This is a genomic window from Bacillus sp. GMa5/1, assembly GCF_050172015.1.
Lineage (GTDB): Bacteria > Bacillota > Bacilli > Bacillales > Bacillaceae_G > Bacillus_A > Bacillus_A cereus.
The window spans coordinates 1-16,150 of record NZ_JBNLYC010000005.1 but is presented as its reverse complement, the minus strand read 5'-3'; the positions used below and the strand labels follow the sequence as shown (position 1 = coordinate 16,150).

The following is a 16,150-nucleotide window of genomic DNA, read 5'->3' as shown; positions in this document are numbered from 1 at the left end:
AGTTTCTATAATAAGTTTAATACCAATACCAAATCTCTATCATTAGAAATACTTATGATAAGATAATAGAAAAAGAAAGGAGCCCATTATATGAACGTAGACATTTTAAAAATTTTTGTTACTGTCGTTGAGCAGAAACACTTCTCTCGTGCAGCAGAATTATTAAACCTTTCACAGCCTGGAGTAAGTATGCATATACGCAACTTAGAAAACGAATTTGGTACTACACTTATTCAACGCTCCCCGAAGCACGTCCAAGTTACGGAAGCTGGAAACATATTATATATACATGCAAAGCAAATGCTCTCTCTTTACGAAGATGCGAAACAAGAAATTAATGAACTACATAACGTTGTAACAGGAACACTGCGCATTGGTGCTAGTTTTACAATTGGCGAATACTTACTTCCAAAAATACTGGCTAACTATGCAAATGAAAATCCACACGTCGAAGTTCATACCTTTATCTCAAATACAGAAGACGTTTTGCAAAGCCTTCGTTCTAATCAAATTGATATCGGCTTAGTAGAAGGGCAAGTCGTATACGCTGACGTTGACGTTGAAACATTTATGCAAGATGAAATGAAGCTCGTCGTCCCGCCAAATCATCCATTGCTCCGCACAAATGAAATAAATGAAAGCTCACTCCAAGATCAAGTATGGGTATTAAGAGAAAGTGGTTCTGGTACACGCGCTTATAGTGACCGCTTTATTCATCAACACCATTTAAAAATGAAACGATTCTTTACATTCAGCAGTATCCAAAGCGTAAAGGAAGCTGTTAGTGCTGGGCTTGGCATCGCTATCCTTTCTGATTGGACTGTACGGAAAGAGCTACTAGCAAAAGAACTATTCCACGTCGAAGTTCCAAATGAACAACTCATCCGTCCATTCTCCATCGTGCGCGGCAAATATTTTATTCCGTCTAAAGCTATTCAAGTGTTTTTAAATCATGTAGATTCCTTTGCGAAAAAACAGCATTGACCTTCACATTAGTGTGAAGGTTTACAATACATGTAAAAGGAGTGAAACACATTGCGAATTGGAGAGTTATCAAAAGAAACTGGCATTAGCGAAAGATCTCTAAGACATTATGAAGAAAAGGGGTTACTCCCTTCGAAACGCCTCGCAAATGGTTACCGTGATTTTGATGAAAGTGCCATCGAAAAAGTGGAGCTTATTCAAATGTACTTACAAATTGGCTTAAATTTAGAAGAGACGGCAAGGATGCTGCGCTGCCTTGAAATTGAACCGCACCTGTACGACAATCCGTGCAGCAGTATCCTTACGCTTTATGAAGATAAACTCAATGAAGTAACAAAGCAAATCTCATTGCTTTCCAACATCCAAACGAATTTGCAAAAACACGTTTCACTCCTAAAACATGCAAAAGAAAAGGGATGATTACATGTTTGTTATACATGGCAGTTCAAGACAAAACGGAAATACAGAAGCTTTAACACATATGATGATAGAGGACATTGAAACAGAACAAATTTATTTGCGTGATCATACCGTCTATCCTATTATAGACCAACGTCATGATGCAGAAGGATTCCAACCCGTAAATGATGACTATAAGCAGTTAACCAAACGCATGCTAGAGCACGACACGATTATCTTTGCTACACCATTATATTGGTATGGAATGAGTGGACATATGAAAAATTTTGTTGATCGCTGGTCACAAAGCTTGCGCGATACATCTCTTCATTTCAAAGAAAAAATGAAAGGCAAAAAAATGTACGTTGTCATCGTTGGCGGGGACAACCCAAAGCTAAAAGCATTACCGCTTATTGCTCAATTCCAATATATCTTTGATTTTGTTGGCTCTTCATTTGAAGGTTATGTTATTGGGAATGCGAATGGACTGGATGAAATTAAAAACGATGCTGAGGCGCTGGCAAAAGCACAATTGTATAATGATAAATTCAAAAATAGCGAACAGAAATAAGTTTGACAAACCCTTTTGTATGCGCATACAATAAAAGTAATATTATGAAAGGAAGGTACTTTGACCAATGAAGTTCTAATTCTCTTATTTATTTCATCCATCACAAATAGTGAACAAAAATGATGAAAACTAGCAGGGGATTAGTCTGTCCATTTGTCGATACTTTCTTTCGAAACGATCATGTAAAAAATCGTTTATTTATGTACGATTTTTTACATACAAGGGCGACGTTTATCCTCTCTAGTGAAACTAGGGAGGGTTTTTTATGACTATTTTATTCGCAAGTAATATTGAAAAGAGCTTTGGTGATCGCACACTATTTACATTACCATCACTGGAAATTCAAGCACAGGATCGCATAGGAATTGTCGGAGTCAACGGAGCTGGTAAATCTACGTTATTACAAATATTAAGTAAAGAAATAGAAGCTGACAGAGGCATAGTAACTCATCATAGTTCTATCAGCATCATTCCTCAGCTTAGCGAAGAACTACCGGAAACTGCTTCTTCTCTTGCAAAAGGAAAATGGAGTATTTCAAACGTTACCGACGCAATGAGCGGCGGTGAACGAATGCGGCTAAAGATCGCCCATGCTCTCGAACAAAATGCAGGCATTTTATTCGCTGATGAACCAACAAGCCACTTAGATATGGTCGGTACAGAGCAATTAGAAAAGGCACTTTCATCTTATAAAGGAGCACTTGTTTTAATATCGCATGATCGTGAATTTCTAGATAATATATGTACCAAAATTATTGAAATTGAAGACGGTACTATTCAAGAGTACAAAGGGAATTATTCAAACTATCGAAAACAAAAAGAACGTGAACGAATACAAAAACAAGCAGAATATGAGCAATATGTACAAGAAAAAAATCGTTTAGAACAGTCCATTCTACAAAGAAAGCAACGTGCTTCTAACATGACAAAAATCCCAACGCGGTTCAGTTCATCTGAATCTAGACTTTATAGGTTAAGTGGGGCTCATGGCCAAGAACAGGTTAGCAAAGCAGCGAAGGCATTAGAGACACGTCTCGAAAAACTAGAAAAGAAGGAAAAGCCAAAGGATCTTTCTCAAGCTCAATTTGACGTGCAATACCATACTCCCATTCATAGTAAGGTGGCAGTACAATTCAATAAAGCAACAAAGAAAATAGGCGACCGCACACTATTTAAAAATATGAATGGAACTATTGCCCCTGGTGCAAAGCTTGCCGTTTTAGGGGCAAATGGAAGCGGCAAAACCACTTTGTTCAACATGCTTCTCACAAACGAGCGTGGCATGCAGCTATCGAAAAGTTGTAAAATTGGATACTTCGAACAAACATTATCTATTTTAAAAACAGATAAAACGATTTTAGAAAATGTTCTAGAAGAAACAAACTATACAGAAGCATTCGTTCGCACAATACTTGCACGACTTCTATTCCGCCATGAGGATGTTCATAAACCTGTGCACGTTCTAAGCGGGGGTGAACGAATGAAGGTTGCACTCGCAAAAGTATTTTTAGGAAACTATAATATGCTTCTGCTAGATGAACCGACAAACTATTTAGACTTAGCAACGCAAGAAGAATTAGAAACCATGTTACAAGAATATCCTGGCACAATACTTTTCATTAGCCATGACCGTGCCTTTATTCGCTCTGTTGCAGACCATATTCTACAAGTAGATGAGAGTGAACCAAGAATCTTCCACGGTAATTACGAGCAATACACAAAAAGAACCACCGGAGCTTCTGTAAACGTTACTGAGCAAGAATTGTTACGATTACAAACAAAATTAACAGAAGTCATCGTGATGATTTCCATTCCAAATCATCACGATGACATCACATCTCTCGAACAAGAATACGCAAAATTATTAACTCAAATTCAAAAATGTAAAGAAGCGCTCTAATGTCTTCCCTATATATCGACGGGGCCTTCCACATTTCCCAAGAAATATTGAAACTTCGACATACAAAGTAAAAAGCCGTGCATCAGCACGGCTTTTTACTTTATATGCGGACAGCAGTCCCGCTCACCGCAACCATTAACATACCTTCGCGAACTACTTCGTAATCCACGTCGATACCAACAATTGCATTTGCATTTTTTTGTCTTGCGAAAGTTTTCATCTCTTCCATTGCGATGTCGCGTGCTTCTTTTAATTTACTTTCATAAGCGCCAGCACGACCACCGACAACGTCACGAACAGAAGCGAAAAGGTCACGAACGATATTCGCACCCATAATCGCTTCTCCATTGACGATATCAATATACTCAATAATTTCTTTTCCTTGAATTGTAGACGTTGTTGTTACAATCATACTTTATAGCCTCCCATATGAGATTTTTACCTACTTATGGTGCACTAATTCAGTACAAATTATATTTACGAACTAAACTGAGCTTCGTATAACCTACTGTATCCTCCGCCTTGCTCAATTAATTCATTATGTGAACCTTGTTCTGCAATGCCATCTTTATTTACAACGACGATGCGATCTGCATTTTTAATCGTTGCAAGTCTGTGAGCGATAACTAGCGTTGTGCGACCGACAGCTAATTCAGCAAGCGATTTTTGAATCGCAAGTTCTGTCTCTGTATCTAGTGCAGAAGTTGCTTCATCCAATATTAAAATTGGCGGGTTTTTCAAGAACATACGAGCAATAGCTAGACGCTGCTTTTGTCCACCTGAAAGTTTCACGCCGCGCTCACCGATAACAGTATCTAAACCTTCCGGCTGTGAGTAAATTAAATCTTCTAACTGCGCACGTTTTACTGCCTGCCAAATTTCAGGCTCTGATGCCTTTAAATTTCCGTAAGCGATATTTTCACGAATTGTTCCTGAAAATAAGAACACGTCTTGCTGCACAATTCCAATTTGCTTACGAAGTGAAGATAATGTCATATCTTTCGTATCAATCCCATCAATTTGAATTGATCCAGATGATTGCTCATAAAAACGTGGTAATAGGCTACATAACGTCGTTTTCCCAGCTCCTGATGGTCCAACGAACGCAACCGTTTCACCTGCATGTATTTTCAAACTAATGTCATTTAAAATTGGTTCTTTATTTTCATATCCGAACGTAATGTTGTTATATTGAATATCACCATGTACATGTTTAACTTCCATTGCATCTTTAGAGTCTACAATGTCAGGCTCTGTTTCAAGAAGCTCTACATATCTTTTAAAACCGGCGATTCCCTTCGGATAGCTTTCGATTACCGCGTTAATTTTTTCAATTGGGCGGAAGAAAATATTCGTTAATAGAACGAATCCGATAAATCCACCGTACGTTAATTCTCCTTGCAGAACAAACCATGTACCGCATATTAAGACGAAGAGCGTTACGAGCCGCATGAGCATATAACTAATCGATGAATTTAACGCCATAATTTTATACGCCATTAATTTCGTTGTACGGAAACGAGCGTTGTTGACAGCAAATTGCTCTTTCTCAAACTTTTCATTTCCGAATGCTTGTACAACACGAATTCCCCCAACATTGTTCTCAATGCATGCATTAAAATCAGCAACGTCTGAGAATAAACGTCTAAATGTACCTGTCATTTTTTTATTAAAGTAAAGTGCTAACCATAATAGGAATGGAATGACGAAGAACGTTAATAACGCTAACTTCCAGTTGATCATCATCATAAATGAGAATGCCCCAACTAAAGTCATTACGGCGATAAATAGATCTTCTGGTCCATGGTGAGCAATTTCCCCAATTTCCATTAAATCGTTTGTAAGGCGTGAAATTAAATGACCAGTTTTATTATTATCAAAAAATCTGAATGATAGCTTTTGAATATGATCAAATAATTTCTGCCTCATATCTGTTTCAATGTTAACACCAAGCATATGTCCCCAATATGTAACGACATATTGTAAGCCTGCATTTAACATATAAACTGCGAGTAAACCGAAACAAGCCCATAAAATAAGCGTCCAGTTTTGCCCTGGCAATAACTTATCAATAAATTGATTTACGATAAGCGGGAAGCCGAGTTCTAATAATCCTGCGACAACCGCACAAGAAAAGTCGAGTATAAATAAACCTTTATACGGTTTATAGTACGAGAAAAATTTACGCAGCATATCTTACCTCCATTTTCCAAAATTAAAAAGACCCCCTAAATGATAACCATTATCAAATAATTATTCAAGTTATCCGTCTATGAAACTGAAAATAAGCTTTGCGATAGTTGTCGTTTTTTGCTGGAAAGTCAATATATTCGAATAATCGCCGATATATTTCGAGTTGCGCTGATATATTTGCAAAATCGCCGATATATTTCAAGTTGCGCTGATATATTCGGAAAATCGCCGATATAAATTTCATTTACTAACTCCCCTCCCCTCCCCTCCCCCAAAAACAAAAAAGGTACCACCACAAGGTGATACCATTCCTTCTATTACATCGCTTCCGAATCCCACTCGTGCTCCTGCTCAACGAATACAATACCTAATTCGTGATGCCCACCAGCATATAATGCAGTTTGTGCAAGACGAAGCTCACCATTTGTATCTAATACTTCTAATTTACAAAATGCTCCTGTCGTCTTCGTTTGAAGCGCATCATAAAATTCCTCGGCGCTTTTTGGAATGACTCCATTTACTTTCGTAATAATTTCTCCAGGCAGTAATTTTAGCTCTGCTCCAATTGTATTTGGAATTGTATCTAGTACAACGAGCCCATCATTGCGTGCAGCAAAATATGCTGGTCTTGTTTCATCGGCAATTTTCTCTTGCATCGAGATTGTGAAACGCCCAAGCATTGCGACTCCCATCGCGATAATTGCAAGTACGTGCCACCAGTAACTTGCGACTCCTAAAACGAGCACAAGTCCTGCTAATCCATAAACACGTCTTCCTGTAAATAATAAGGCTTCCGTCGGCTCATAACTTTTAATCTTTCTCATAAATCCAATTAAAAATGGAACGAGGAATAGAGAATATGTATTTGAACCGATTGAAACGACAGGCCACCATGAAATAAACTGCGTTACCGCATCACCCGGTACAAGAATAAAAATAGGAACGATCCATAAACGCTTTGATTCGTGTAAACCAATCTTTAATCCACGCTTCCCCTTCCTAATCCTCGGCGTCGAATATCCTACTGCGTTTTTAGAAATCAATAAGCCTTCTACAATAAGCATAACGCCTAGTAAAATAACAAGGGATACAATGGTACTCTCTTCACCTTCTCGAAGCTGTAAAAAGGAAACTGGTAGCTTAGAAGATAATAGAACACATACAATCGCAATGCTAAATGTATAAGCCGCCGATAAATATCGATACATAGCCGTTAATCCAAATAGTAACGTCCAAATTAAAATGGCCCATAAGCTCGCTTTAGAAACAACAAGTCCAAGCCCAATCGTAATAATAGATACTACTAATCCATATCCAATCCCTGCAAATAGAGAGGTTCGCAGTTCAAACCAAATATCATAAACTTTAAAAGAAAAATCTTTTCGTTCTCTTAACATACGTAAGTATCCAACGAAGATACTACTTATTACAAATATATAGACAGCAGGGTGTAAGAAAAAACGTCCAACTGCCCGCATTATTTCAAAAATCCACGCCTCCATGAACTCATTCACCACCATTTATATCATTCTTTCTTTTTATATTATCATAACTAAACAAACGTTTGTTTAACACAAAAAAATACAGGCAGCAAACTGCCTGTATTTCTTCTTATTTTGCCATTAATTTTAATGCTGACTGTAATTGTAGATCATTTTCTCCAGAACGGATTTTTTCGATAATTTTAGTTTGAATCGCTTCAGCTGTCTTTTTATCAAGCTGTCCTGTCGCTTCCATCTCATTTGCATTTTGGAATGCTTTCAGAGCCGATTCTGTCTCTTTACTAAAGTATCCATCTTCACGACCTGGTACATACCCTAAGCTCTTAAGCATTTCTTGAGCATGTTTTACTTGTACATCATTTGAATTGTATGAAAGTGTTTTTTCAATTTGAATTGGTGTCGCATGATAATAATTTGGTTGCTTCACTTCTACTGTTGGTGCGATTCCTTTTTTATGAATCCAGTTCCCATCCGGTGTTAACCATTTAAACATCGTTAATTTAATGTTGCTGCCGTCTTTAAATGGAACAGCTTGCTGGACAGTACCTTTACCAAATGTCTTTTCACCAATTAAATCGTATCCTTCTCCTTCTTTCAGCGCACCCGCTAAAATCTCTGAAGCAGAAGCACTTCCATTATCAATTAATACTGAAATTGGATATGGTTTTCTCTCTTTCAGTTCCGTAGAGAATTTCTTCTTCTCACCATTTCGCTGCTCTACTTGTAGCATCGGCTTTTTATTCGTCATAATTTCCCCTAGTATATCTTCTACACTATTTAAATAGCCACCAGGATTACCACGCACGTCAATAACTAAGCCTTTTATATTTTTCTTCTCTAACTCTTTTAACTGATCCTTAAATTCTTTCGCTGTATTTTCAGCAAAAGAAGTGATTTGCATATAACCGATATCTTTTCCGCTCTCTTGCTTCACAGAACTAAATACTGTAAAGATTGGAATCTTTTCACGCTTAATTTTAAATACGATCGGATCAGTTACTCCCGCACGTTTAATTTCAATTGCGACAGTCGTTCCCTTTTTACCACGAATTTTTAATACTGCTTCTTCACGTGATAAGTCTTTCACACTGTTTCCATCTACAGATAAAATTTGGTCATTCGGTTTAATTCCTATCTTTTCTGCTGGTGAACCTTTAATTGGCGATACGATAATAAGCTTACCGTCCGTCTTGTTCACCTCAGCCCCAATCCCCTCTAATTCGGGATCAAGCGATTCACTAAACTGTTTGGCTGTTTCTTTATCCATATACGTGGAATAAGGGTCCTTCAGCGTAGACAACATACCTTGTATTGCACCTTCAACTAACTTTTCATCTTTCACGTCTTCCACATAACGTGAATCAATTAGTGCATACGCCTCATTAATTTTTGCCAAATTCCCTTGCGCAGTGCTAGCATTCCCACTCGAAATTGTTTGCGTTACTTCTGATGGGTTAACCCCAAATACAGACATGCCTGCAAACATTCCGCCAGCACCAATTAAAAATGCAACAACCATTCCAATAATTGCAACTCTACGTTTCAATGCGGAATTCCCCTTTCCAAAACACACAGGTGGTGTAGCAAAAGGCATCACACAGTGTGTGATGCCTTTACCTATTTCTACTATATGATAAGCTTGTACGAATTATGTTTGCAACTTTTTATACTTTTAAGAAGCGACGAATTGACATTACACTTCCCCACATACCGATTAAAGCACCGATTAACACTAGTAAACCAGCTAATTGGAATACGAACGGACTGTATGGTAGAAGCTCGAAAATTGTTCCGCCAAGTTTTTCATTAAACACACCTTGCAACGAATTATACGTAATTAGAATTAGGCCAATTGGAATAATTGATCCTAATACTCCTAAGAATAATCCCTCTAGCAAGAATGGCCAACGAATAAACCAGTTTGTTGCACCAACAAGTTTCATAATTTCAATTTCTGTACTACGAGCATAAATTGTAATTTTAATTGTATTAGAGATTAAGAACATCGCTGTGAATAAAAGACCAGCAATTAACGCAATCCCAATGTTACGACCAGTTTTTACAGTATCAAATAATCGTTCAACTTGTCCTTTTCCGTACTGAACATTACTAACAAACTGCATTTTTTCAACCTTCTTCGCGATTGTCGCTGTATCGGTTGGTTCTTTTGCTTTTACAACGAATACGTTTTTAAGTGGGTTATCTTGTTCAAATAACTCAAACGTTTTTCCACTATCACCTAAGCTTTTAATTAAACGTTTTAACTCTTCTTCTTTAGAAGAATATTTAATAGAATCTACTTTTGCAATCTTACTCATATCTTCTTCTAATTTCTTTTGATCCGCTTCTTTTGCAGCTGGATCAATGTGTACACGAATCTCTACATCTTGCTCTACTTTCGTCGCAAAATGGTTCATATTCATAATCGCTGTTAAAAAGACACCTACAAGTAATAATGTAACTGTTACTGCACTAACAGAAGCAAATGTCATCCATCCGTTACGTGATAGATTCTTTACACCTTCTCGCAAATGTCGACTAAGGGTCTTAGCCTTCATATCCGTATCCTCCCTCAATCTCATCTCGAACAATTTTTCCGCCTTCAATCGCGATTACACGATGACGGATTGTATTTACGATATCTGCATTATGCGTCGCCATAACGATCGTTGTGCCGCGCTCATTAATGCGAGTAAAAATATTCATAATATCAAGAGCTGTTTCAATATCTAGGTTACCTGTTGGCTCATCGGCAATTACAACCTTTGGTCTATTTACAATTGCTCTTGCAATAGCCACACGTTGTTGCTCCCCACCTGAAAGCTCACTTGGAAGTGCGTCTGCACGATCTTCAAGGCCTACAAGACCTAGAACTTCTGTTACACGCTCACGAATTGCATCCGGTTCTTCTTCAATTACTTCTAAAGCAAACGAAACATTCTCATATACCGTTAATTTAGGTAGCAATTTAAAATCTTGGAAAATTACGCCTAATTGACGACGAAAATACGGAACGTCTCTTTCTGCCAATGTTTCGATAGTAAGTCCATTTACATTAATAGATCCTGTAGATGGTTTCTCTTCACGATACATCATTTTAATAAATGTAGATTTCCCGGCTCCACTCGGTCCAACTACGTATACGAATTCACCTTGTTTAATGTTAACTGTAAGACCAGCAATGGCTTTCATACCATTCGGGTACTCCTTATAAACATTCGTCATTTTTATCATTATTTATCACCCAATACTTAATGATTTTTTTCGAAATACTTTTCTGTACATCTGAAAATAAAAGACATCCTTCATTTTCATTTAGTCATCCTTGTTGAAGGTAGTTTACTTATGCTTTCTCATAAGCAATACCACTCTATGTAATATATTTCAGCAAAATTCTACAAACCCCATTGTAACATCAAACGGTTTCCAATTTGGATACATTTTTGTTACAGTTATGTTACATACCAGAAAAAAGGAAAACGAGCTGACTATATTATCAACTCGCCCATTTCACCTTTTTATTTATGTTCAGCTAACCATTCAGATACTTTTTTCGCATCTTCACCTTGAATAAGTCCTGGTGACATTGAACCACGGCCTTTTTTAATAATCTCTTCGATATCTGCAGCGTCGTACTTACCGCCTACTTTTCTTAAATCAGGTCCAGTTGCCCCTGATAAATCTGTTGCGTGACATCCCGCACAACTTCTTTGGAAAATTTGTTCTGCGCTGTCTGTGCTTGCAGACTGTTTCGAAGACTTACTCTCTTCTTTATTTCCGCATGCTCCTAAAGCAAAAACAACCGATGTCCCTAGCGCAATAGCCAACAATTTCTTTTTCACTTCTATCGCTCCCCATTGTTGATATTCTTTTTATTCCTAACACACTCATTTTCATTATAAGCATTATCTTTATATAGAAAAACTAAGGTGTATTTCATATTCCTCAAAAATACAGTGAGAACCTTGATAAAATAAAGCTTTCATAAGTTGTTTCAATTCTGTGAACAACTTAAAAAACTTCTATAAAGTATCCTTTTTAAAAGGAAAATTAGAAAAGTTCTATATAAATCTTTACCCTATTACCGCTCTATTTTACTATTCTCTACTTTTTACAAAACAATATACAGCATTGTAATCTACATATAATCCCATCAAAAAGAGAAGTTGTCGTTTCCAACTTCTCTTCCTCTTTACTTCATCTATAAAAATAAAATCAAATTCTTTATATCCTCTATTGTCCTCAGCATGCGCCAACAATTTCGTTGGCTTTTTTTCGCTTATTAGATGCGAGAACGTAAGTAAGCATCAATAAATGGGTCAATCTCTCCATCCATAACAGCTTGTACGTTACCAACCTCCGTATTTGTACGATGGTCTTTTACAAGAGAATACGGGTGGAATACATAAGAACGGATTTGGCTACCCCATCCGATTTCTTTTTGCTCTCCGCGAATTTCATCTAATTCTGCTTGTTGCTCTTCTAGTTTCTTTTGATATAATTTCGCTTTTAACATTTTCATCGCATGCTCACGGTTTTTAATTTGAGAACGCTCCGACTGACATGTTACAACCGTATTTGTCGGTGTATGTGTAATACGAACTGCTGAATCTGTCGTATTTACGTGCTGCCCACCAGCTCCACTTGCTCGGTACGTATCAATTTTTAAATCTTCTGTACGTACTTCGATTTCAACTTCATCATTGAACTCTGGTACAACTTCACAAGATACGAACGATGTATGACGGCGCCCTGAAGAATCGAATGGTGAAATACGTACAAGACGATGTACACCTTTCTCTGCTTTTAAGTAACCGTAAGCGTTATGACCTTTAATTAATAAAGTTACACTCTTAATACCAGCTTCATCACCTGGTAAATAATCAACCGTTTCTACTTTGAATCCGCGTTTTTCAGCCCAGCGTGTGTACATACGTAATAACATAGAACCCCAGTCTTGTGACTCAGTTCCACCTGCACCTGGATGTAATTCTAAAATCGCATTATTTTTATCATAAGGATCACTTAATAGTAACTGAAGCTCATACTCATTCATTTCTTGAATTAAGCCTTTTACTTCTGATTCTAATTCCTCATGTAAATCTTCATCATACTCTTCTTTTAAAAGCTCATGCGTGATTTCTAAATTTTCAAACGTCTCATCTAACTGACGGAACTTTCCAACCATATCTTTTAACGCATTCGCTTCATTAATTACAGCTTGTGCGCCTTGTTGGTCATCCCAAAATCCTGCGCCCATCATTTTTTCTTCTAATTCTGCAATTTGTTTCTCCTTAGTAGGGAGGTCAAAGAGACCCCCTAAAAGCCGCTAATCGCTTAGCCATTTTCTCTAATTCCTGTCTAATTTCTACTAATTCCATTTCCTTCACCTCTATGTAATTGCTGTTACTTTCGTATGAAAACAAGGGAAACTCTCTCCACTTATTACGGAGAGAGTTTAATCCTTCTTAATTATACATTTTTGATATAAAAGTTTGCAAAACAGCCAAAGCTACCGTCCTATATTACTGAACGATACCACAGCAGTTTTTATATTTTTTACCGCTACCACATTTACATAAATCGTTGCGGCCCACTTGGTCACCTTTTACAACTGGCTTTTTCTTTGCTTCTTCGCCATCGCTAGAAGGATGAACAGCTTCACCTTGAACAACTTCTTGACGTTCTAAGTTTTGTTCAATTTCAGCTTTCATAATGTAACGAGAAATTTCCTCTTCAATAGAAGCAACCATTGACTCGAACATCGCGAACCCTTCCATTTGGTACTCACGAAGTGGATCGATTTGACCGTAAGCACGTAAATGAATACCTTCACGAAGGTGATCCATTGCATCAATATGCTCTGTCCATTTCGTATCTACAACGCGGAATACAACAACCTTCTCAAACTCACGCATTTGCTCTTCTGGCATAAGCTTTTCTTTTTCATTGTATCGCTCTATTAATTTCGCGATAATCGGTTCGCTCATTTCCTCAGGAGCAAGGCGACGTAATTCTTCTTCTTTTACATCTCCGTCTTGAAGAAGGTTTGTATTTAAGTAGTCAACAAGACCTTTAATGTTCCAATCTTCTTCAATTTCCTCTTGCGTATGAAGGGCAACAGCACGTTCTACTGTAGATTTCATCATACCTTCAATAATGCCGCGTAAGTTGTCAGACTCCATTACCTCTTGACGCTGTTTGTAAATAACTTCACGTTGTTGACGAAGTACATCATCATATTGCAGTAACTGCTTACGTGCATCATAGTTATTTCCTTCAACACGTTTTTGTGCAGATTCTACCGCACGAGAAACCATTTTACTTTCAATCGGCTGAGAATCATCCATACCAAGGCGGTCCATCATTGCTTTCATATTATCTGAACCAAATCGGCGCATTAATTCATCTTCCATCGATAAGTAAAACTGCGTAACACCAGGGTCCCCTTGACGACCAGCACGACCACGTAACTGATTATCAATACGACGACTTTCGTGACGCTCTGTACCGATAACTGCTAAACCAACGTTTTTCACATCGTCTCCAAGCTTAATATCTGTACCACGACCTGCCATGTTCGTCGCGATTGTTACAGCACCTTTCATACCAGCCTCTGCAATGATATCTGCTTCACGAGCATGGTTTTTCGCATTTAAGATGTTATGACGTACACCTTTACGCGTTAACATTTTTGAAATAAGCTCTGAAGTTTCAATTGCAACTGTACCTACAAGAACAGGTTGCCCTTGTTTATGACGATTTACAATATCCTCAACAACAGCATTGAACTTACCTTCCATTGATTTAAAGATTAAATCGGCACGATCATCACGAATAATCGGTTTGTTTGTCGGAATTACAATAACGTTCATATTGTAAATGTTACGGAATTCCTCTTCCTCTGTTTTCGCTGTACCAGTCATACCAGATAATTTTTCATACATACGGAAGTAGTTCTGGAATGTAATTGTTGCAAGCGTCATGCTTTCATTTTGAATTTCTACACCTTCTTTTGCTTCAATCGCTTGGTGTAATCCTTCGCTATAACGACGACCTTTCATAAGACGACCAGTGAATTGGTCTACAATTACGATTTCGCCTTCTTGTACAACATAATCTGTATCACGGTGCATAACAACGTGTGCACGAAGTCCCTGATTAATATGGTGAAGAAGTGCTACATGTTTTAAATCGAATAAGTTTTCAATATGGAAAGCTTTCTCCGCTTTCGTAATACCATCTTCTGTTAGCATTACATTTTTCGTTTTCACATCAAATGAATAATCTTTTTCATTTTCTAACGTACGAACAAATGCATTTGCAAACATGTATAGCTCTGTTGATTTTTGAGCTTGTCCTGAAATAATAAGCGGCGTACGTGCTTCATCGACTAAAATAGAATCGACTTCATCGATAATAGCAAAGTGAAGTGGACGTTGAACGCACTGCTCTTTATATAAAACCATGTTATCACGTAAGTAATCGAATCCAAGCTCATTATTTGTGCTATACGTAATATCAGCAGCATAAGCCTCTTGTTTCTCTTCGCGTGACATACTATTTAAGTTAATTCCTACCGTTAAGCCAAGGAACTCATGAAGTTGTCCCATTTCGCTCGCATCACGTTGTGCTAAATATTCATTGACTGTAACAACATGAACACCTTTTCCTGTTAAAGCATTTAAATATACAGGTAATGTAGATGTTAACGTTTTACCTTCACCCGTTTTCATCTCAGAAATATTCCCTTCATGTAAGGCAATACCACCCATTAACTGTACGCCATATGGACGCATTCCAAGAACACGAGTTGCCGCTTCGCGAACAACTGCAAAAGCTTCAGGTAGTAGATCATCTACTGTTTCACCTTTTGTTAGACGTTCTTTAAATTCAAGCGTCTTTCCTTTTAATTGTTCATCAGTTAGTGGCTTAATAGATGACTCTAATGCATCAATTTGCTCAACTGTCTTTTGCATACGTTTAATTTGGCGTTGATTTACATCAAACACCTTTTTTAAAATACCGATCATAGGAAATACGCTCCTCTTTTTATTAAAATAAAACTTCCGATTGTTTTCTTTTTCTCTATTACAATCAGTCGTTATAAAAATCAAATGTATGTTATGCCAATTTTTCTCCTAATTAAAAAAACTAAAATGTATATACCTAATGATAATTGTAACACTTGTCTCATAACTATGACAACAATCGGCAAGATGTCGGGCCTTATATTCAGAAAAAGTTTTTATTTCATTTGTTACGTTCCTTTTCTCTGTCTCGCTATTTCAATTTCACGTTACAAATTTCGTATTAAATCTAAGTCATATTCTTTCAAGTTTCCTTTTAAAGAATATGACTACCAGAAATTCCTTAATAAAATCTAAATCGACAATTACAAAAAGCCGGAAACTTTGCAGGTGCAGCATCCATAGATACTTACACCTACAAAAAAACTCCGACTTTAAAAGATATTGTTATGTTGCAAGATCTACAAACACCATTAAAATATAGCTGTATCAATCATAAATTTTATTAATTTATCGGTATTTCTAATTCATGATATTTCCCTTTCTTATCCTTTATACAAGAAATGAATTT

13 protein-coding genes and 1 pseudogene are annotated in these 16,150 nt (G+C 37.2%); 5 read left to right on the top strand and 9 right to left on the bottom strand.

Features of this window, described 5'->3' with window-relative positions; genetic code table 11:
* The first annotated feature begins 90 nt into the window (after positions 1–90).
* From ACQGSG_RS02300 to abc-f, 4 genes are all read left to right on the top strand, one after another.
* Positions 91–984: a LysR family transcriptional regulator gene (locus tag ACQGSG_RS02300; RefSeq protein ID WP_001099982.1), complete on the top strand. Its 894-nt coding sequence runs from the start codon at positions 91–93 to the stop codon at positions 982–984.
* Between the two features lie 51 nt (positions 985–1,035).
* Positions 1,036–1,404 (top strand): MerR family transcriptional regulator, encoded by a 369-nt coding sequence (locus ACQGSG_RS02295; RefSeq protein ID WP_001219181.1) that lies wholly within the window; start codon positions 1,036–1,038, stop codon positions 1,402–1,404.
* 4 nt (positions 1,405–1,408) lie between these two features.
* Positions 1,409–1,954 carry a flavodoxin family protein gene (locus ACQGSG_RS02290; protein WP_325842560.1) on the top strand — a complete coding sequence of 182 codons (546 nt, stop codon included), beginning with the start codon at positions 1,409–1,411 and terminating at the stop codon, positions 1,952–1,954.
* 265 nt (positions 1,955–2,219) lie between these two features.
* Positions 2,220–3,854 (top strand): ribosomal protection-like ABC-F family protein, encoded by a 1,635-nt coding sequence (abc-f, locus tag ACQGSG_RS02285; RefSeq protein ID WP_325842559.1) that lies wholly within the window; start codon positions 2,220–2,222, stop codon positions 3,852–3,854.
* 100 nt (positions 3,855–3,954) lie between these two features.
* Here abc-f and ACQGSG_RS02280 read toward each other — a convergent pair whose 3' ends face one another.
* The 9 genes from ACQGSG_RS02280 to secA all read right to left on the bottom strand — a co-directional run bounded on the left by ACQGSG_RS02280 (position 3,955) and on the right by secA (position 15,582).
* Positions 3,955–4,266 carry a heavy metal-binding domain-containing protein gene (locus ACQGSG_RS02280; protein WP_000637523.1) on the bottom strand — a complete coding sequence of 104 codons (312 nt, stop codon included), beginning with the start codon at positions 4,264–4,266 and terminating at the stop codon, positions 3,955–3,957.
* A gap of 65 nt (positions 4,267–4,331) precedes the next feature.
* The gene (locus ACQGSG_RS02275; protein ID WP_000944624.1) at positions 4,332–6,047 is read right to left on the bottom strand and encodes an ABC transporter ATP-binding protein; all 1,716 of its coding nucleotides are present in this window, start codon (positions 6,045–6,047) and stop codon (positions 4,332–4,334) included.
* Between the two features lie 317 nt (positions 6,048–6,364).
* Positions 6,365–7,549 (bottom strand): PDZ domain-containing protein, encoded by a 1,185-nt coding sequence (locus ACQGSG_RS02270; RefSeq protein WP_142338762.1) that lies wholly within the window; start codon positions 7,547–7,549, stop codon positions 6,365–6,367.
* Positions 7,550–7,658: 109 nt separating this feature from the next.
* Positions 7,659–9,143 (bottom strand): S41 family peptidase, encoded by a 1,485-nt coding sequence (locus tag ACQGSG_RS02265; RefSeq protein WP_002005957.1) that lies wholly within the window; start codon positions 9,141–9,143, stop codon positions 7,659–7,661.
* A 70-nt stretch (positions 9,144–9,213) separates the two neighbouring features.
* Positions 9,214–10,107: a permease-like cell division protein FtsX gene (gene ftsX / locus ACQGSG_RS02260; RefSeq protein ID WP_000645027.1), complete on the bottom strand. Its 894-nt coding sequence runs from the start codon at positions 10,105–10,107 to the stop codon at positions 9,214–9,216.
* Entirely contained in the window at positions 10,097–10,783 is a 687-nt protein-coding gene (ftsE, locus tag ACQGSG_RS02255; RefSeq protein WP_000594321.1) for a cell division ATP-binding protein FtsE, read from the bottom strand. Before ftsE ends, ftsX begins: the two co-directional genes overlap by 11 nt.
* Positions 10,784–11,067: 284 nt before the next feature.
* Positions 11,068–11,391: a cytochrome c551 gene (gene cccB / locus ACQGSG_RS02250; protein ID WP_000727971.1), complete on the bottom strand. Its 324-nt coding sequence runs from the start codon at positions 11,389–11,391 to the stop codon at positions 11,068–11,070.
* 440 nt (positions 11,392–11,831) lie between these two features.
* A protein-coding gene (gene prfB / locus ACQGSG_RS02245; protein ID WP_096001716.1) for a peptide chain release factor 2 occupies positions 11,832–12,930 on the bottom strand; the annotation gives its coding sequence in 2 pieces (ribosomal slippage) (positions 11,832–12,857 and positions 12,859–12,930; 1,098 coding nt in all).
* Positions 12,931–13,074: 144 nt separating this feature from the next.
* Entirely contained in the window at positions 13,075–15,582 is a 2,508-nt protein-coding gene (secA, locus tag ACQGSG_RS02240) for a preprotein translocase subunit SecA (protein WP_000579388.1), read from the bottom strand.
* Between the two features lie 356 nt (positions 15,583–15,938).
* On the opposite strand from secA, the pseudogene ACQGSG_RS02235 reads away from it, so the two are divergent.
* Positions 15,939–16,088 (top strand): annotated as a pseudogene (locus tag ACQGSG_RS02235) (tyrosine-type recombinase/integrase); the annotation flags it as partial.
* Positions 16,089–16,150: the final 62 nt, after the last annotated feature.